Source organism: Glaciimonas sp. OK215, assembly GCF_057787885.1.
Map to the genome: position 1 here is coordinate 157,115 of NZ_JBYMEG010000004.1, position 19,300 is coordinate 176,414.

Consider the following 19,300-nt stretch of genomic DNA (forward strand, 5'->3'; position numbering starts at 1 on the left):
AAATTTCGATCATTAGAACATAAAACCTTCAATCCGAAGCGTATTCGAAACGCGCAAACTTCTTTTCATGCCGTGCTTAGGCACGAAAGAAGGCCATATCTGCAAAACAGCGCTCCAAAACTATGGCTGAATTTAATCGAATCAAAAAAGGTATTCATCATGATCGAACTTCGCAAAGCAAATCAACGCGGTATCGCCGACCACGGCTGGCTGCACTCGCACCACACGTTTTCTTTCGGCCACTATCGCGACCCGAAACAGCAAGGCTTCTCGGATTTGCTCGTCATCAATGACGACCGCGTCACGAAAAGCCAAGGCTTCGGCGCACATCCGCACCGCGACATGGAGATTTTTTCCTATGTCCTGGATGGCGCTCTGGCGCACCAGGATTCGATGGGGACAGGCTCGGTGATCCGTCCCGGCGATGTACAGATGATGAGTGCAGGTACCGGAGTGAGTCACAGCGAGTACAACCACTCAAAGGATGAGCCGGTGCATTTTTTGCAAATCTGGATTGTGCCGAACGTGCGCGGAGTGCCGCCTCGCTATCAGCAAGTTCACTTCAGCGAAGAAGAGAAGCGAGGTAGGCTGCGCCTGATCATCTCCCCTGATGGCGGCGACGGTTCCCTGTCGGTGTATCAGGACGTCGAAGTCCATGCCGGCCTGTTCGACGGTGCAGAAACTGCCGAACTGAAGATCGATGACGGCCGCTTTGCCTACGTACACCTGGCTCGCGGCAGCATCAAGGTCAACGGCGTACAATTTTCTGAAGGCGACGGCGCGCGTATTCGCGACGAGGAATTACTGAAGTTCACCGATGGTAAAAAGGCAGAACTGCTGGTGTTCGGTTTGCGTCCGAATGAATTGCCGTCGGTATAAAAGTGTCGCGGTAGGGACGCCGGTTACCCAGCGCACCGGGTGACCGGAGGCAGTCACCCGCCTCCGGTTCCCACAGAACGTAGCGTGCGGATTTCCCGCACTACGCTCTTCAGCAGTTGATTCACAGCACCGCGATAGCTTGTAACGCCCCATACGCCCAACTGCCGCCGTCGCGGCGCATCAACCGCGCCTTCGCCCAGGACAATCAAAACCAAGAAAGCAACGTCCAAAGCCTCATAAATTCATGACGCAAAAACATTGTTGATGGACACTGCTCTTAAGTTGGGTGGATTGGGCATGAAGGCGGGACGCCGCATCAGACAATATATGCTATGGCGGCTTTGGTGCCGATTTCAATTACATCAAGTTGATTGTTATGGTCGGCTCTTTAATCCAATCGCGTGGGGATGGGAGAGACGTTCTGAATTATATATTTGGACGTAAAAAAAGACGGGCCAATGCTGCCCGGAGATTGCGATCTAGATCAGGGCGTGCGATGACGCCGACGAGCTCGCCAAGACGATTGCGCCACGTCTCGATCAGGCTGCCGGCGGGGACGATGACGCGCTGTTGCGCGGCGACCTGATAAGCGCAGGGGCCACGCGCCTGAAGGAACTCAACCACTGAGCCGATGAAGGCGGCACACGGGCATGAGCGCATGTTCGCCACTGATAGCAATCGTTGGTATATCTTCAGTAAAGGGTCGCTGGCATTGCCAACGTCGATCGGGCCGCAGGCAATCAGGCAGCCCCTTTGTCGAGTGACTCAGCGTTTCGCTTAAGTGGATTTTTCTGCCTCGATGACTGGTTCAACGATGCTGAACAGAATTAGAAGGCAAACCAGGGCACTGCTACCCATGTAGATAAATACGCTGGTCCAGCTATACGCATCCAACAGCATCCCGGCAAACAGGGGGGCGCATGCACCACCAATCTGCCCGACGGAATTGACGATGCCGAAAGCGACCGGATAGATTGCCTTGTTGGCCAGGCCCATGGGATAAACGGTATATCCGCCGAAACCTGCACTGACCGTCAAGCCTGCCATGAAGAGGGTGAAACCTAGGTACAGGGCATTGTCGGGGGCATTGATCAAGGCAAACATCATGAAAATGGTCCCGAAAGCGCTGAGCATCATCAGGGGTTTGCGCCGTTTTCCCAACATCCGGTCTGAAACAAGACCTCCCAGCAGATTTCCCATCACCGCGCCAAAGAAGGGCGCCGAGGCCAGGAAGCCCATCTTGATGGATGTGAATCCCTTCACAGTGACCAGGTAGGTCGGTATCCATGACATGAAAATATTGGTGATGCCAATCATGCAGCCATAACAGATAGCCGCCCCGATGATATTCCAGGAGAAAAATACGTGGCGAATGGTGTGCAGTTGCGCGACTTTTTTGGTCCTGATTAACTTGTCCAGCCACGCCAGTTTGTATTCCTTGCGCACTGCCGACGACTTTTTTTCTTCAATGACCAGTCCTGCTTGGCTGCGGATGTATTCAAATTCAGCTTTTGAGCAGAATTTGTTTTCTTCCGGCGTATTGGTCACCGTAAACATCCAGATAACAGAGAACAGTATTCCTGGAATGGCAAAAACGTAGAAGATTTCGCGCCAGCCCCACACCTCCATCACGACAACGCACAGCGGCGGGACAAACAAAGGCCCGAGCTTCGACGCCGTCAACCAGAGACCTGTCGCTGTCCCTTTTTCCTTCGCGGGGAACCAGCGGTTAATGATGTTGGTACAACCAATGCCCAGCGGGCCTTCAGAAAGTCCTAGGCCGACGCGGAAAAACTTGAGCAGGAACACCGACGAGGTCGTTCCCATCAAGCCGGTGAAGATGGACGTGAATATCATGAAAATGGGGAATAGCGCTCCGGTCACCCTATTGCTCAATCGCTTGTAAATCAGGCCTGCCGGAATCTGGACTACGCCATAGGCGAATGAAAAAAGACTGATGATCAGTCCGGCTTCGGTATTGCTGATGCCATACTCTTTTTTCATGAACGGCAAGGCGATGCCGAGATTGGCCCGATCGGCGCAGGCAATGGCCCATATGACAAATATCAGCCCCATGACTACCCATCGATAATTGCCCGTTTTCGTTGTGGTTTTTTCTATCCTGTCAAGAACTGCTTCAGCCTGATTCATTGTTGTTTTCCTTGTTATGATGAAGAACAGCATGGCTTGTCTCCTGCCGCGCCTCTGATTGTAATTGCAAACTATCAATTGCCTTGCCTGCTAACCCGCCCTGATCTGGTGATTTTGCTGGCATATCGCAGGATTTCTCCGATGGAATTACGGTCTTCTCGTGCCATCCGTGGCAATCGGACGCATGGCTGCCGGTGCGCCCTTCAACTGCAGCTTCTGACCGGTATCCTGGAGTTGTTCGTTGTTGATGCTGAAGACTTGAATCTGTCGCTCGGCCGCGTTCTGTACCAGCACCGAGCGTCCGTCGCCCGAAAACGCCAAGCCTTGCGACCACCTGCCGATTGGCATCGAGGCGATCCGGACCAGTGTCTTGCCGTCCACGCGCAGCAATACGAATTTGCCGTTCGGATTGTAGAAAGGCGAGTTCGTCTGCTTGTTGCTGCCGCCGATCTGCGGTGCCTAGCGTCCAGGAAAAAACACCCTTGCAAGCGTGTAATTTAAGCCTGGAACTATTCATCTGCCATCTCCTTGGTGTAGGCCTGGTAACTGCGGCCGGGAGTTCGGCAAGCGCTTTTCGGACTGCTCGGCATCGCAGGCAAGACTTTCGCAAAATTCGCTGAGGTGCATCCAAGCTTTATGCCGGGGTATCTTTCAAGAATCATGGTGTTAGTCATTTTGTTCATCCTTGTTGGGCTCGCCTTGCGGCATGGCCTGGCAAAGGCTCATGTGGTCAGGCTGTTCTCGGGCCGTTGCCCGGAAAGCGCCTGGGCGAGGCTGGCCAGCACCATTTCGCCCATCGCGGTACGGGTTTCAATCGTGGCGCTGGCGCGGTGCGCCTGTAACACCACACGGTCGATTGCGCGCAGTGGTGCAGGCACATTCGGTTCGTCAACAAAGACGTCGAGCCCGGCACCCGCGATGCGCCCGGCGCTCAAGGCGTCAATCAGATCTGCTTCATTGACCAGTTTGCCGCGTGCGATGTTGACCAGGTAGCCATCCTTGCCAAGCGCGTCGAGGACGGCGGCATTGATGATGCCTTCCGCCTTGTCTGCCGAGGCCGCGAGAACCAGCGCGTCGCTGTCGCGGGCGAGTTGCTGCAGATCGGCGATAAAGGGGTAAGCAAGGTCTTCCATCGCGCGCAGGTCCGTGTAGCGGATCGGACATCCGAACGCGGCGGCGCGGGTGGCGACTGCACGCCCGACTCGACCCATGCCGACGATGCCGATGCGCATGCCGCTGAAACGGCGCGAAAGCGGGATCGCGCCGGGGTGTGGGTTGTTAGCCCACAGACCCTCGCGTACGATGCGGTCACCTGAGCAGATGCCACGGCATGTGGCGATCAACAGGCCAATGGCGAGGTCGGCGACGTCTTCGGTGAGCGCGCCAAAGGTCGCCGTCACGGCGACGCCGCGTTTGCGGGCGTAGGCCAAGTCGACGGCATCGGTGCCGACGCCATTGATTGCAACCACTTGCAGCGCTGGCAACTTTTCCATCAGCGCGTTGCTGATTCCCGTGTGGCCGCCGGAGATCACGCCGCGGATCGCGCTGCCGAACTCGCGGACATAGGCCTCCTTGTCGTTCTGCTCATACAGACGCGATACGGTATAGAGCGTGTTCAATTGCTCATTGATGGCGGGAATCAGGATGGGGTTCAACTGCAAAATACTGGGTTTCATGACTGGGGTTCCTTAGTTGCGGCCAATGAAGCATGGGGTTGGTCATCACGGCCATGTTGAATAACTTGTCGCTCGAAGAAAGCGTAAGCACATGATTCGCCGTTCAATCAGATAAGGATGATGAATGCATTGGTGATGCTAGTCCAATGCCTAATTGCAATTAGGTGATACCATAATCGAATCAGTAATGGCTTGATTTGTTTGTTTTTTAGAAATTTCAGGGTGAGTGAATGTTTGATTTGAAGCAATTGCATTGCTTCGTGGCGGTTGCCACGGAATTGAATTTTCGGCGGGCCGCAGTTCGCCTCAACATGACCCAGCCGCCGCTGACCCGGCAAATCCAGTTGCTGGAACATGGATTGGGCGTACAACTGTTAGAACGCACCAAGCGCTCAGTCAAGCTGACCACAGGGGGGCAGGTATTCCTTGTTGATGCGACCCGACTACTGAATCTGGCTGAACAGGCGGCCAATACCGTACGGCGAGCTAGTAGAGGGGAAACTGGCAGGGTACGCATCGGGATTACCGGTGCGGCGGGTCATGAAATCGTGCCGAGGTTGCTGGCGGCTGCAAAACAGGCATTACCGGATATTGATGTCGTCATACATGAGTTGATTTCAGCTGCGCAAATTGAAGCGTTTGCGGCTAATTCGATCGATCTGGGTATCATGCGTCCGCTTAATTCCCGGCAGAAACTCGAGTCTTTCCTGATTGAAGTCGAGCCACTGATTGTGGTGCTTCCCGCGCGTCACGCGCTGGCCGATTGCGAGAACATTGACCTGCCAAGCCTGAATGGCCAGCCGTTCATCATGCACTCGCCCGAGGATGGAAAATACTTCCACGACCGGATCATGGGCTTGTTCTGGTCTTCGAAAGTGATGCCTGATTTCGTCCAATATATTGACCAAACGCACACCATGATCTCTATGGTCAGGGCTGGATTAGGAATGGCCATTGTCCCAGCTTCTGCCCAGCGGTTTCATTTCGACAACGTCGTGTTTCGGCCGATTCGAAACGATGCCATATCAGTAGAGATGGTCATGGCATGGCGCCCGGATCAGCGCATTCCAGCGGTGACGGCACTCCGGCTGATGGCTGAGGACTATTTTTCCAAGCCTGGGCAGGCGTAGCCAACCAGGCAAGGGATTGGCCTGGCAAACGTTCTCTTGCATGGAGTCGCCGCTATCCTGGCGGCTCATGTGCCTTGCCGTGCTCGACGAGGCCAAGCGCAAGCTTGAGGAACGCGCCAAGAGGCGCGATCTGGCTGCGCAAGCCGAACCGACCGGCTGCTAACGCGCCGCCATCGACAGCGCCACCGCTTCGGCTACCTTGATGCCGTCGAGTGGACCCTCGATGCGTCCAACTTCACTCATGTCCTATCAATTTATGGAGGACATTTCCAGGACATGCTTTTCCATTCGGTCGGATTCCCCAAGAAATTGACTGCGGTCATGACAAATCAATTCCCTGTCACTACGCTTGAAGAAACTGGCGAAAAACTTCCGTACTTAACAGGCTGTTGCAAAAGGCATGAATAATCAGCTCCATTGAAGCAGGGCGCATGGCATGAGCAGTTCATCCGCCATATTTAACGCATGAGTCCTGGTTGCGACGATCTGGAGGCCAATGTCCTGCCGCTGGAGCAGATGCTGCGCGGCGCCGGGTATGCCTCGGACACGTCCACGATGGATCCGCATGCGATCTGCGCGCTGCACAGTAAAAACTGTTACTACCTGATCCTGCTTGATTTGCAGATGCCCGGCATGGATGGATTCACGGTGATGGAAGCCTTGAAGGTAAGCGATACGGATGACTACCTTCCGGTCCTTGTTATCACCGCGCAACCGGGTCACAAGCTGCGCGCGCTGCTGAGCACCAACGATGGCGAAACGGCATTGTTCTGGGCTCTGGCAGGCTTTGGGATCTTGTTGCGTTCCGAATGGGATGCCAACGCCCTTCGCGTATCGGGACACTGGCAATAGGTGATCGAGGATTGGACGCTCCCGGTCGCAGACATATTTGCAGTTTATTCCGAACGGTTGAATCTCTCAGGAAAGGTCAGCACGTTCATCGATTTCATGACTGACTGGTTCCGCCGGAACGCAGATTGGCATGCCATCGAGCGCTAAAAATATGGAAGTGCAATGTTGAAGACAACGTCCGCCTGCGTACAGATGTAAACTACGGAAATATTGTGCAAGTCATCGTACAAAAATTGATGCAACTACTGTGCCTGTTATTTTGGCTTTTTCCGTTGGCCGACCTTATATTTCAGCGTTGATCTTTGATCATGATGCCCCAATAGGTCGCTCACGCTACCCAAGGTTGCTCCGTCTTCCAGTAACTGCACTGCGAAGGTGTTGCGCAACGTGCGCCCTCCCATCCTTTCCTTCTCAATGCCAGCCTGTTCCAATGTCTCCTTCACATGGCGATAGACCGTTGCCTTGTTGAGTACGAGGCTGCCATTTTTGCCAATTCCCGACAGGGTTGGTGGAAACAAGTATGGACCAGGTATCTTCAGTGCCGTTCTTTCCGTTACCCAGGCTAGCACTTCTTTTACTGCAAACGGCCTGATGTGCGTGTCATGGGGTTTCCCAAGTCCAATTCTTTCAACGGTCACGCGCACAGTTCCATCAATATCAATCTTCCCTATTTTATTTGTGCGCAGTTGAATCACCTCTGACACCTTTAAGCCAGCACCAAGCATTAGCGCCTGCATCGCTCGATCCCGTCGGATATTCCATTCATTCGGATTGGACGCATCCTCAGCGCTGGGTGTTAGCAATGCGTTCATATATGCCTGTTGTTGATCCGCAGACAAATACGCTTTTGGTTTATCGCGACCGAGCTCTGTGCGGCCAATCTCTTGCGCCACTTTGCGGGCTGGATTGTGAGCCGTGTTCAAGTGCGAAAAAACCTTTTCGAGAAGTCGTAAATATCGCAGCCGTATCAGACTGTTCAAATTTTTGGTCAGTTTATTCTCTACGAGATTCCCCAAATCCAAGAACACTTGCAGATTGTCGGCAGTAACGTTTGCCATATCTATGCCCTGCTCTTCCAGCCAGCGAAGGAAATTCCCGAACATGTGCGCGTAGACGATCTTAGAACTACTGCTGATTTTGTAACGCGGTTTCTCACCGATTACGAGTTCCCCTGGCCGCATGCTCATCTGCAGAAATTCGTCGGACGCAATAAATCCTTTAAACGCCACCAGTGGCGCCGTCTTCCATATGTCGGGGATATCGAACAAATCTTTTGTCATGATTTCACCATGCAACTAACGATCAAATAAAAAGAAATTTTATCCCTATTCTCCGTAGAACCGATAGCGGATTCTTGCAAGTCTGCAAAACAGCAAAAATCTGTTCAGCAAGAAAGCGATCGTTAGTTGCATGGGTATAAGCGCACTCAACTACTGTCTCATTCAGACAGGTATTTTCGACCTCTCACTCCAAGGAGGTCGAAAGGAAGCGAAGCTGCAATAAGCGACATTTTGCATTGCTGGAGCTCTTGGCCAGCCGCGCCCAAAGCTATGCGGATCGCGCTGGCCTCCACCATGCGTGTGGGCACAGCGGTATCGATAGTATTTTTTTGGGGGGTCTAACTTTTTTAAGGCTATTCGGCGGGCTGCATAGCCCGCGACACCTTGTTTAATCGGTATGGAGGCCTATGTGGTACCCACTACTCGCACTGTACTCAAGCTATTGACGAGGCCAAATTTCTCTACAAAATTAGCCATGTCCTGAACGGATGGATCCCCCCACAGTTCCTTCGCATACCAGTGCGAGAAAAGTGAACGCGCCGTCGCATTTTCGAGGGCATGATCAAGCTTGATCATTTTGTTAGTGTTTTGCTCTTTGAAACGCTCGAAGATCGGCCTGCGCTCATCATCATCAAGTTCCTTGTAGACCGCCAGGCTATCCAGCGCGCGCGCAGCAAAGAATTTCTCCATGACCGTCGCCCCATCGACCCCTTTGCCCGAGCCCTTTTTTGCCGCCGTTTGCTGGATGCGCAAGTCCTGGGCCGCTGCAGCGCCCTGCTTCAGGGTCCAGCGGAAATAGGCGGCAGGCGAATCCAGTGGTGCGCTGTTTTTGAGCTCAATGCGCGCTTGAACGAACGCGACTGCCGTTCGGATCTTGTCGTCACTGTGTTGCGCGATAAAATCGGATGCTTCTAACTGCGCGAACCCAAACTTCATGATCTTGCCCATCAACTCAAGGTCAATCACCGGTGGCGCCGCGAAGCCAAGCTGTGGCTGCTTAGTGTGCTCAACACGGAACTGTAGCCGCTCAACGCGGCGCCCTTTTTTGTGCTCGATGAGCTCAACCTGAATATCCGTTAAAGCATTGATTTCGGCGATCGCCGTCTTGATGACATCACGCTTAAAATATTTGTATTCCGGCAACTCGTCGCGCAATACCGGGTTGCCAGTGAGAACACCATACCAGTGCTCGTAGGTTTCCACGAGTGTCACCTTCGACGGATTGGTCGCGTAGCGCCGGCAAATTTCGTATAGCGCGAGAGCAGACCCCGACCGAAGCATGCCTTGATAGAGGAGGCTAAACCGCGTGTAGGTGCCCGGCGCCATGACCAGTTCGTGTACCTCTGGCGGAAAGGCGAACCCGAACCAGACTTGGCCGGAATGCTTTTTAAATCCCTGTGGATTGACGAGAGTTACTGAAGAAACCAGCCGCTCACTGGTCCATTGTCGTTCGGTCTCCATCAGTAACTTGATATTGTGCAGCTCTTCGAGTTGCTTCTTCAAAAAGTCGGTGTCTTTGCTGTCATAGGCGGCATCACGCGCAAGGTCCGAAAGCGGAATCCAGAAATATTTTTTTGCCGCAGCAGTGTCGATCGGAGCGTTGACCCCTGGCGTTCTCTGCTCCTGTGCATGATACATCATCACATTGAACAGCTTGCGTGTGAGCAACGAAAGCTTACCTTCCCTCACGCGCAGACCGATTGCTTCGTTGGTCTTTCGAAACTCCATAGGAGGACTAGTTTCGGTCGTCGCAAGCGAAGTATTTTTCGATTTTTTATTTGTTCTCGCCATGGGTAGGTATCCTATATCGCGTCGCCACCTTAGGTGAGAACATAACTTTCACCCAATCAATGGTGTGGAGTATAACGCAGATTATCTCACCTTTGTATCAACTTTAATTCACTCTCACCTATCACGGTGAGGTACGCGCCCGTTTGCCATTCACCACGCTACACTCCCTGTTGCGTCTCACCTTTTTCTTAAACGAGCCTTGATGCGGGTCCCTGTAAAGGCTCCTCTGCTTCCTGAATCCACTCACCAGTGGTCCCTGCAGTGGCTCACCTAACCGGGCCATCCTCCCCTGTGTTCACTCACCTATCTCCCCGAAGAATCTCACCCCAGTTCCCGCTGCGTCTCACCTCGTCGGCCGCAAAGGCGTATCAGTGCTAGGTTTGCACGAATTCAAATAGTATTTAAGGTTTTGAACTTGGGTTTTTATATCAATACTTCACTCAAGCACTTCGCGATCGGTTGGATAAAAAAATCAACCCGCAAACTGGCAGCAATAGCTGACTTCGTGGTTGCATCTTGTTGTCGATAGGTCCTTGAAGTCAATCAGCAGCCGGCATTGGGCGCTTAGTCCCCGTTCAGTCTCACCTGTCAAAAGTTGCTCTGACCTAAGGCTAGCTTTTTGGATTGCAGGATGTCATTCGCACTTGATTATTGATTTTGAGGGTGCCTAGGAGACGTTCCAGGCTTCCGAAGCGATGATCGGAGGTGAACTGACCTTAGATACTCCCTGCGCAGGCTCACCATTGTCAGCAATCAGGCATCAAACCGTACCTGATCGATTTAAGTCAACCTTCGAGCTCTGTGGTTCGTCAAGGATTATTCAAATCTCGAGCCTTTGTGCTCCCTGTATCGGCTCACCTAATCGGTTGTGTCGCCGGAGGTTGCAACTACGTTGTCTAAGCACCGGCCAAAATTTGTTTGAATTCTCAAGAATATACATTTAAGCAATAAATAAAGTTATCCACAGGGTATTTCGATGATGTCCCTGTGAAAGCTCCTCTGCTCCCCGTATTCACTCACTTGCGGTCCCCGTCATAGCTCACTGAAAAAGTCCGAGCTCCCTGCTTCCACTCACTTTCCTCCCCGTTGAGGCTCACCAATGTTCCCGTAGCGGCTCACCTTCTCGGTCGCAAAGCCGCACCAGTGCTAGGTTTGCACGAATTCAAATAGTATTTAAGGTTTTGAACTTGGGTTTCTTTATTAAAAATTCTCTCAAAGCGCGAGGGCTGCTATTTTTGAAAAACAAAAAAACAAGCCAACAAGATATCCGAATGCTGCTAGGCACCAGGCTGCCCACATACTTCAGATTTTGGGAAACAGCGCATCATCCGAGTTCATCATGTCTTTGCCGACAAGTTTTTCGATGTTGCTCTGCTTTGATTAGAAGAAAATACTTGTCAGAACGAGATTTGCGGCTCATAGAAGGCTTCATCCCGTGTTTGACGGGGAGCCCCATCGGGATGCCAAACGAGCTTTGCAGCGGCGCCCTATGAGCCGTCAGAATCAGAATGCAAGCCGGTGGCAGGCTCACTAACCAAGGAAAACATCTTCAGCTTAACGAAATGCCTCAGCAGGTGTTCGACGTATGGTCCCCGTAGCATCTCACCTTGAATTAGGAATACCAGGTCTTGGTTCGACTTTTGATGTCCATGTGATCGGCTGGACCATTTCGTTTCCAATAGACTCTCCAGTGGTTCGTGTAAAGCTCCACGTCGTTGAATATGAGCCTGGGCATTCATTAGAACTCCCTGTAGCTGCTCACCTTTAAATTTCAATCGGCTTTTGCTGAATTTATGAAGGAGCAGCCGGTAAGGCCAGACCAGACGCTAACTTCCCGTACATTTGATTCTCGCTCCCCGTGGCGACTCACCTATGAGTAGAAAAAGAGGTCCTAGATCGGTTTTGCAATCACAATTGCTTAAGTCCCCTGGGTTGGCGTGAGCGGATCCTGTAGGCGTTGAGAACTTCCATTGGGAAGAAAGCGCCGATCACGTCCTTTGCTGGTCCCTGTAGCGACTCACCTTTATTAGGCAGCGCCAGCAACTAAATAAGGGTCTTCCAGGCTAGATTAGTATTTAAGGCAGCTTTAAGAACAGTAAGCACGCACTACCAATGAGAAATTTGAGGGCGATTGGAATGCAAAGGCTTAGTTTTCATCCTTTTTAGGCACTCGAGCTTGTAAGGTAAAGACGGTCCAGAGGTCCCCGTTGACGATCACCTTACGAGTATGAGACATTCCGTGAAATCCTCAGCTTTTCGAGTAAAGTAGCTCCGGGGGGTGCACTGGAGTCTCGGCGCACGCGTCTTCTTCCAACACCCTGTAGAGGCTCACCTATCGATGTGCTGTTCCCGTTTTTGGGCTAATTTGTTCTTGTCGCAGGATGAAATCGCCTTGATAAGCCGTTTGGTCGGCCTGAGGGACCGATATGCACTTCGGTAAGGCAGTTTCGCTGCACAGCTAGCCTGGTCACTCCCCGAAGAATCTCACCATGATGGGTGGCAGTCCCTGTATTTGCTCACCATGAGAATATGATTGCAGATTGATTCGGTAGGCATGACCAAGATAAACTGGTCCCCGCGTAATCTCACCTTTTATAGAATAGATGATGCAGCGCGGGTGTTCGCCTAATGATGTTGCGTTTCAGTCTTTCACGCCGAAGCGCTCACGAAGCTCCGCGATCAGAAGTGCTCGGTCCTTCGAGTCGGTTAGTACGACTTCGAACGTCACTTTGCCGGAGGAATCCCATTCCTTGATCGAACCAATCTGTTGGTCTTCGCGATGGATTTTGTATTGGCGCGACGTCTCTTTACGCTTGCGTTCCCGAGGTGACTCGATTTGGTCCAGCGCCTCTTGGATTTCCCTGCGACCAGCTTCACCTCTTGCTACAAGCATGGCTATGTCCAGAGCCTTGACAGGCCCAGCGACTTCTTCATAACGGTTGAGCTCTTTGAGCACGCTGATCTCAAAGGCTTTGGGGGCATCCTCAACGACCTCAAGTATCTTTGGCGACAAACTTAATTCCGCTAAGCCTTTGATGAAGGCACGCGCTTCTTGGATTTCTTTGCGCCCCGCTTCGCTCTCAGCAACAAGCTTAGCCATGGCCAGGGCCTTAGTTTCGCCCGCGACGCCTTCATAAAGTGCAAGTTCATAAAGTACGCTAAGCGCGTAAGTTTTAGGATCCTCTTTCACAAAGTCGAGGACAGTGGGCGACAAGCGAAGGGCTGCCATCGTTTTGTTGACGTTTGGCAGTGACATTCCGGTGACTTCAGCGATCTCAGTCTCCGAAGCATAAATTCCTTGGTCAAGCAATTCGCGCCAGGATAGTGCGTTGTCAAGTGCTGACTGTGCTTCGCGCTCGGCATTCTCCCTGTAGCTGTGTGCATACAGTTCGCGGTCGGAAAGGCCTTCATGGATCAGCAGGGCCATGGACTTTGCACCAATTAGCTTTAGGGCACGAAGTCGGTAGTGGCCTGCAGCTAAGACAATGCGCCCATTCCGCGGCGTTGCTACACCTGGGATCTCCTGGCCGTGCGCGCCGATGCTTGCAGCAAGTTCGCTTACCCGCGATGTCCGATAGATTTTTCGGGCGTTGAAGGGATTAGGGTCAATCAGATCCAGCGCGATCATCTCCAGGCGAGCGCCCAACGCAGTGACAACCACTTCGGTAGCATGGTTTGCTGTCGTGACCGATGCGGGAGGATTTTCGATTAGCTCAACGGGCGGAGCAGGTGCGTCATCGGCCGGGTGTGACGACGATAAGTCGCGCGCGTGGCGCAGACGATCTTCGATGCTCGGGGCCATTTGGGCTGCCTTGGCAGCTCTAGCTCCCATATCTCTTTTCGAAATCGCCATTTCACTTACCTTTCGTCAATTTGAGATCAAGCAGTTTGGCAACCTCATCGGCGACAGCGTCGATTTCTGAGGCTGCGATCGACTTACCGAACGATTTGGCAACGCACCCAAACAGTTGGGATTCGGGAAAGGCATTGCGCATCGCGACCGTTGATTTCAAAATTGGAATTTTTGCGCCAGTTTTCAAAGTTTCAAGACAATGTTCGAAGACGTTCCCTCTTCTGACCATGCTGAGCAAATACGCGGCCTTGAGCTCCGAGAGAATACCCTTGCTCTCACGCGCTTGTCGTGCCTCGAGCACGAGTTCCTCTGCTTGTTTGGATGCCCAAACGTTGTCCATCACTGCCGCGACTGGTATCAGTGCGAAGTCTGAGGCGACCAGGGAAGCCCACGGAACGCGCGAACCAAGTGCGGGTGGGCAGTCGATGATTATGACATCGAACTTCGCGGCCAATGGACCGAGCTTATCCAGGAAGGCTTCCTTGAGAGGGGCCATTGACATCACTTCCGCCGGGAATGGTTGTTCAGGTGTGGCTTGGTGGAACCACAAGGCGGCTGTGTTCTGGGGATCCATGTCGACAACGAATACCTTGAGGCCTCGTAGGCCAAAAGCCCCCGCCAACTGCATGGTGCTCATCGTTTTAGCACACCCACCCTTTTGATTAAAAACCGTTATTATTTTTGCGGACATATCGCCTATTTCCTTTCTACTTTCACGCGTGAAAGTGGCGCGATATGCGCCGCCTTATACAAAACACTATCGAACAGGATAATAAGCAGGATACGTTTGTATGGCAAGTAATAATTATTAATTTTCTTAAAACAACTAATTATTTCATGATAAGCGTGATCAGGAATTTGATGCCTTGGCTTTCATGCTTTAAGAATACCTACTAAATTCAGCTTCACATTGAAGAAATTTAAGCAGACAGGCATTGCGATAATTAATTTGTTTTATTATTTCTAAGTATTATTCGTGGGGAGAATTCGTTGGGCCAAGGTCATTCCGCCAGTTGCCTACATTTCGCCGGGGGATTTGATTGATCGCTGGCCCACTTTCACGCGTGAAAGTAGTTCGGTCCCCAATTGCAACTTACCTATTGAATGAATCAAACAAGCAGAAAATTAGCGCCATACGACTTTGATTGAAAACATGAGGCAGTTCCAAGTGGTGATGACCTAAGACTGTAAACATTTTCTAACTATCGATTTATGAGGGGCATTGAAATGAATGCAATCGAGTAAAAAAACAGGAAAGCATAGGTTTGATCCTGGTACAGGCTACTTTCACGCGTGAAAGTGTCGTGCGGTTGACGTAGTGGTGGGCCGAGAGGAATTGGTTAGGCCCTTTCGTTGACAATATGCACGCTTTAAATTGACACAGCATCACAAGGGCTCGTTGATATTTGAAATGCCAAAAGCGAAAAAACAATCAAGGACTACTAACATCTTTGCTTTTTTTCCATTCTTGAATTTTTGCCGAGTGCAAATGTTATATGTATTGTTCCGAGACGTCCGTTGGAAGCGTATAGAAAATTATTGCAGAAAAAATAGTTGACCGTGGATTTGGGGGACAATCAATTATCTGTTTATTTTGAAAAGGTAAAAGATGACGCCGTGGCAGTTTTAGCCGATAAAGCCTACGCATGCCGATGCGTTGTTTGCCTGTGTCGACAATCAGAATGCCATGGCTGCGATCCCGCCGAAAGCGAGCTGGAAAGAGCACCGAAAATTAATCAATACTAGAACCGCAATCGTAATTTAATCGAACGCCTCTTTGCCAGAATTAAGCCGTTAAGGCGAGTTGGAGCGCGTTACGACACACTCTCTTCTCGATTTGGTTCCTTTGTTGGATCCGCAGCATCAATGCTTCGGTTCAGATTAGTATCACCTCCTAGTGTTGCCCTACTTTCACGCGTGAAAGTAGCATGAGCACTCCCAAACGTCATACTCAGGATACGCACAACGTATTCGGTCGTAACCAGCGGGGTTTTAGAAGAACAACGAATGGGGAAGAATGGCGGAGAGGAGCGTAACTAATATTAATGGCATTACACAGAGTGCAGAACGAGCCACCACCGCTTTGATATCGGCAGCGCTGGACATTGACAGAGCAAGTAACAAGCCATCAAGCCTGGATTTTCCCGGCTTTTTTTACTACCTCAAGAGTCACGGCGAAGTGTCGTAAAGACCTGTAGTTTTTCGGCTGAAACTGTGACTCTTGAAGTAGCTATTTTCTCCTCCGCGAAAATTTTTAATCCATCAAGGACGTTTTCTTAGAGTGTGCAATTTGCAATTTGCAATTTGCAAGTTGCTATATCCGGCGAGGCCCGCCGTTGCTTCGTGCTTCACCAAATCAATTCTTCGGGGTATCACACACGCTTGCGCGGCGTAAGACCTGTAAAACATGAAAATAGTCGCGGCAACAGTTTCTAAATCGAAATTATGCGTAGGACGTGCTATTTTTTAAGTTGTTAGATATATACTCCCTGGACGCGACTGTTGCAGAATCATGCTTCCTGATGGATTTGAGTTGAGGTACGACTGCCGAACGTTGGCCAATTCAAACCTCCTAGGAAAAAGTTGCATTGGGCATTTTCCCATACCGGCACTTCGCGGCATCAGGGGAAAAGGGAGATAGAATTTTGAGCACAACGGCAGAACGAATAATTGACTTCTTAAGCAGTCTTCACGGGATGGACCGCCTCCAAACGCTGATTGAAACACCAAAGTATGCCGTGATCGACCTTCAAACGGCAGCGGTCATCGAGGCACACCCACAGTTCCCAGATGCGGAAATTTTGTTGGTCGAGTATCCCGGGGGGCTTAAAGCGGGAGTCCATACCCACAAGCTGGTTAAGCGGCTGTTAGTCCGCAACTCCAAGGCCATGGCTATTACGAACCCAGAAGGTGGGGGAGCCACGGACCATTACAGGCATATAGCTGATCATTTTTCACGGAAAACTGGATTCGGCGATCTGTAAGAAGGACTAGAGACATGTTAAAAGGCATGGGGCTGCGACGTCAAGATTGTCAACGGTATGGTAACCGCTCCCTCAAGCGGGATGCTGCAAAAGCGCGCCGTGCCTTAGCTTTACCTTATGCACCATTCTGTGCGCAGCGGTAGCCTCATCTTTGCAGCGGTCATAGTGGCTCTCCTGGGTGTGGGTGCAGCTCTGGGGTACGCGCTCGCCGGGCACGAAAAGCTTGTGCAATACAAGCTGTTGAACATCATCGGCATCACGTACGGGCTCATTGGGATATTGGTCTTGTCGGAGGTCGTGGCCAAGAGTGATTCACTGAAAAACTTCATGGTCCATTGGGTGGCTGGTGTCCTTCTCTGGGCTCACTCCGTCATTCCGCTCGGCGCTCTCATTGGTGCAGGTGTTGGTTACGCACTGCCATCCGCAGCCATCACCGCAAGGTTCTTTGCTGCATTCTTTGCGTACTCTTTGGGCGTCTTGGCAATAGTGGACTCGGTAGTTTTCTTTCCAAGGGTAAGACGTTTCCAAGTGCTCTCATCGCGTACACAGGCGTTCGGTCTCATCCTGCTCATCACTGGGGTTGTCGTGCAATTGATCGCAGCACTCCAAGATTTCAATGCGTGAGGTGACCATCTTTGTATTGCACCGTACTAGCCGCCTGACATCCCCGATAAAATTGCGCGAAGCACGTTTGTCACTCGGCGTTGATGGGACCGACAAGGTCTTGCCAAATGGCGAGCGAATGCGCCCATGTTTCGCGGCCCGCCAGAATGTCCATCCTTCTTCAACGAGATCATGGACGCATCGATCAATCGGGTCGTCTTTGCAGTAGCGCATGGATTCCCTCAGAATCGTGACGGACCAGGGTGGGCAATGCCAGCGATAGCCGCGATAGTGTCCGCTGATAGAACTGGATCCGGCTCAAACGGCGGGGTGTCTGGATCATCCCCGCCATCCTTCGGGAAGTAGCGAATCGGCATGCCACGCGCATCGCAGTTATTCCATTCTCGTGATGTGATTCCCTTGATGAATTGCTCGCGGTGCGCATGACGCCAAGGCGCCAACGCCAATTCGCCCGCCGGTGTGCACCACGTCAAGTCCACTCTGATTTCGATCACTTCGTCGCGCCATCCTAGTGCCCATATTTCCGGCTTGACTGGTTCCACTCTCAGAGCGATACCTGAAAAAGTCGTCTTTGCGCTCACGCGTGCAGCATCGATTCCCTTGAGGTAATCGACCAGTGACCACTTGAAATCAACCCGAAGTTGTTCAAACATTCTGGCGCCAAGAAATGCTATCGGTTTGAGCAGCGAGTCCTGGTAGAAACGTACCAACGGGAAATAGGCATCTGGATGAACAGGATAGGCATGTCCCTCAATCGCTACGATTTCGGCATTAGCCAATGCTTTTCGTTGCAATTCGCCCCAAACATGTCGATCCAGCATGTCGCTGAGCGGTGCCTTGCTAAAGGTGTCGCCGTTGCGTACCAAGGGGAAAAACCGGCATGCCGTAGTAAATTCATACAGCACCTGTCGTTCCCGATCTGGCGAATAATTAAAATAGTGAATCTCGAAAATAAAGGCCTGATGATCCCTGCGCAAAACAATTTTTCGGCGATCTGGTTCGTGCCACTTCAACAGTTGTTCAATCGGGCTGTTAAAGTTGAATGGAGACCCGTCAACGAGATATCCATATCCTCCGATAGCACCGCAAAACTGCACATGTTTTTTGTCGCAGGAACTTGGAGCTTCGTCGTACAGCCATTGGACAGGTAAAAAAGAGTCCATCTCCTCTTCCTTGACCGGACTCATCAACGCTTCCACCGTGACGCTCAAGTCGCTAGCAAGCTTATGGGCGGTGGCCAATGATGTGTTTTTCCCGGCTTTTATCCGATGCACCGTTTTGGCGGACATTCCATCCAATAACTGCTTGATGGGGATGCCGGAGCGTGTGATGAGGAGTTTGACCTTGTCCGGGTCCAACCTGATGGCTTCTCTTTTCATACCTATCCTGTGATTGAAGTCAGCAACCTGGAGGCCAGGTTGCTGGTTTGAGGCTGTACCTACTTTTTAGCGCCGACGGCCGGCACCACGCCGGCATTCACGTTGATCGCTGCGGCTGCTTGTGCCCGTGCGGTGAAACTTCCTTTTTGCACCGGTCCGGAGGTTTTTGTCGCATGGCTTTGAATTGCCGCTGCCCGTGCCGGCGTCATTGCCGTTTTCCCACCTTTGCCGCCACTTTTTCCCGACATGTCGTTCTCCTGTATGCACTGCAATCAAAGTGGCGAATTCACGCTGATTCGGAACTGCATGTCGCCACGGCATGAACAATAGTCTGCCGGCTTGAGAAAGTCATGTCTCCATGTGGGACATATAGGGACATGACATTTTGAGGAGGTAGGGGAGGGATATTTACTATTGATAAAAAGAGTTATCAAGAGTAAATGGGCGCGCTATTGATGTTGCATCAAATGCGGCGTCCTAACCCGTCGTGACCGCATAATGCCGGTAGAGCGAATACCGGTGAGGTCACGATGCAGTCAAAGAAAAAGCCTGTCTTGGAATATTTCCAGAAGGACCCCTGGCCTGTCCGCATGGGGGCGCTGGCAATGTGGTTGATTTATTTGCTGGTGGTGGCGGCTTTAATCTCGGGGTCCATCGCCAAATCGCCGTGGCTGGCATTTTTGCTGAAGAGGTTCACTTGA

At 51.6% G+C, this 19,300-nt stretch carries 16 protein-coding genes and 1 pseudogene; 7 read left to right on the forward strand and 10 right to left on the reverse strand.

Going from position 1 to position 19,300, the window contains the following annotated elements; all coding sequences use genetic code 11:
* Positions 1 to 159: 159 nt before the first annotated feature.
* The gene (locus AC3CHX_RS31325) at positions 160 to 879 is read left to right on the forward strand and encodes a pirin family protein (protein WP_488645414.1); all 720 of its coding nucleotides are present in this window, start codon (positions 160 to 162) and stop codon (positions 877 to 879) included.
* A 426-nt stretch (positions 880 to 1,305) separates the two neighbouring features.
* On the opposite strand, the gene AC3CHX_RS31330 is transcribed toward AC3CHX_RS31325, so the two are convergent.
* From AC3CHX_RS31330 to AC3CHX_RS31345, 4 genes are all read right to left on the reverse strand, one after another.
* Positions 1,306 to 1,539 carry a hypothetical protein gene (locus AC3CHX_RS31330; protein WP_488645400.1) on the reverse strand — a complete coding sequence of 78 codons (234 nt, stop codon included), beginning with the start codon at positions 1,537 to 1,539 and terminating at the stop codon, positions 1,306 to 1,308.
* Positions 1,540 to 1,656: 117 nt separating this feature from the next.
* Positions 1,657 to 3,030 (reverse strand): MFS transporter, encoded by a 1,374-nt coding sequence (locus AC3CHX_RS31335; protein ID WP_488645415.1) that lies wholly within the window; start codon positions 3,028 to 3,030, stop codon positions 1,657 to 1,659.
* Complete coding sequence (locus AC3CHX_RS31340) at positions 3,017 to 3,547, reverse strand: hypothetical protein (protein WP_488645401.1); 531 nt, start codon at positions 3,545 to 3,547, stop codon at positions 3,017 to 3,019. Before AC3CHX_RS31340 ends, AC3CHX_RS31335 begins: the two co-directional genes overlap by 14 nt.
* A gap of 205 nt (positions 3,548 to 3,752) precedes the next feature.
* Positions 3,753 to 4,706, reverse strand: a complete 954-nt coding sequence (locus AC3CHX_RS31345) for a 2-hydroxyacid dehydrogenase (protein WP_488645402.1) — start codon at positions 4,704 to 4,706, stop codon at positions 3,753 to 3,755.
* 230 nt (positions 4,707 to 4,936) lie between these two features.
* Between AC3CHX_RS31345 and AC3CHX_RS31350 the strand changes: the two genes are divergently transcribed.
* From AC3CHX_RS31350 to AC3CHX_RS31360, 3 genes and pseudogenes are all read left to right on the forward strand, one after another.
* Positions 4,937 to 5,836, forward strand: a complete 900-nt coding sequence (locus tag AC3CHX_RS31350) for a LysR family transcriptional regulator (protein WP_488645403.1) — start codon at positions 4,937 to 4,939, stop codon at positions 5,834 to 5,836.
* Between the two features lie 16 nt (positions 5,837 to 5,852).
* Complete coding sequence (locus tag AC3CHX_RS31355; protein ID WP_488645404.1) at positions 5,853 to 5,999, forward strand: hypothetical protein; 147 nt, start codon at positions 5,853 to 5,855, stop codon at positions 5,997 to 5,999.
* 302 nt (positions 6,000 to 6,301) lie between these two features.
* Positions 6,302 to 6,574, forward strand: a pseudogene (locus AC3CHX_RS31360) (response regulator); the annotation flags it as partial.
* A 368-nt stretch (positions 6,575 to 6,942) separates the two neighbouring features.
* Here the strand turns inward: AC3CHX_RS31360 and AC3CHX_RS31365 are convergent.
* The 4 genes from AC3CHX_RS31365 to AC3CHX_RS31380 all read right to left on the reverse strand — a co-directional run bounded on the left by AC3CHX_RS31365 (position 6,943) and on the right by AC3CHX_RS31380 (position 14,303).
* Positions 6,943 to 7,968, reverse strand: coding sequence for a tyrosine-type recombinase/integrase (locus AC3CHX_RS31365; protein ID WP_488645405.1), 1,026 nt, complete (start codon positions 7,966 to 7,968; stop codon positions 6,943 to 6,945).
* Between the two features lie 405 nt (positions 7,969 to 8,373).
* Positions 8,374 to 9,759, reverse strand: a complete 1,386-nt coding sequence (locus AC3CHX_RS31370) for a replication initiation protein (RefSeq protein ID WP_488645107.1) — start codon at positions 9,757 to 9,759, stop codon at positions 8,374 to 8,376.
* Between the two features lie 2,641 nt (positions 9,760 to 12,400).
* Complete coding sequence (locus AC3CHX_RS31375) at positions 12,401 to 13,612, reverse strand: ParB/RepB/Spo0J family partition protein (protein ID WP_488645108.1); 1,212 nt, start codon at positions 13,610 to 13,612, stop codon at positions 12,401 to 12,403.
* Between the two features lies 1 nt (position 13,613).
* A complete protein-coding gene (locus AC3CHX_RS31380) occupies positions 13,614 to 14,303 on the reverse strand; it encodes an AAA family ATPase (RefSeq protein ID WP_488645109.1) in 690 nt (229 codons plus the stop codon).
* 2,005 nt (positions 14,304 to 16,308) lie between these two features.
* On the opposite strand from AC3CHX_RS31380, the gene AC3CHX_RS31385 reads away from it, so the two are divergent.
* Positions 16,309 to 16,596, forward strand: coding sequence for a hypothetical protein (locus tag AC3CHX_RS31385; RefSeq protein ID WP_488645110.1), 288 nt, complete (start codon positions 16,309 to 16,311; stop codon positions 16,594 to 16,596).
* A 117-nt stretch (positions 16,597 to 16,713) separates the two neighbouring features.
* The gene (locus AC3CHX_RS31390) at positions 16,714 to 17,220 is read left to right on the forward strand and encodes a hypothetical protein (protein ID WP_488645111.1); all 507 of its coding nucleotides are present in this window, start codon (positions 16,714 to 16,716) and stop codon (positions 17,218 to 17,220) included.
* Between the two features lie 221 nt (positions 17,221 to 17,441).
* Here the strand turns inward: AC3CHX_RS31390 and AC3CHX_RS31395 are convergent, their stop codons facing one another.
* Entirely contained in the window at positions 17,442 to 18,599 is a 1,158-nt protein-coding gene (locus tag AC3CHX_RS31395; protein ID WP_488645112.1) for a hypothetical protein, read from the reverse strand.
* Between the two features lie 59 nt (positions 18,600 to 18,658).
* Positions 18,659 to 18,847: a hypothetical protein gene (locus AC3CHX_RS31400; RefSeq protein ID WP_488645113.1), complete on the reverse strand. Its 189-nt coding sequence runs from the start codon at positions 18,845 to 18,847 to the stop codon at positions 18,659 to 18,661.
* 282 nt (positions 18,848 to 19,129) lie between these two features.
* Here AC3CHX_RS31400 and AC3CHX_RS31405 point away from each other — a divergent pair, with 282 nt between their 5' ends.
* Positions 19,130 to 19,300: a hypothetical protein gene (locus tag AC3CHX_RS31405; RefSeq protein WP_488645114.1), complete on the forward strand. Its 171-nt coding sequence runs from the start codon at positions 19,130 to 19,132 to the stop codon at positions 19,298 to 19,300.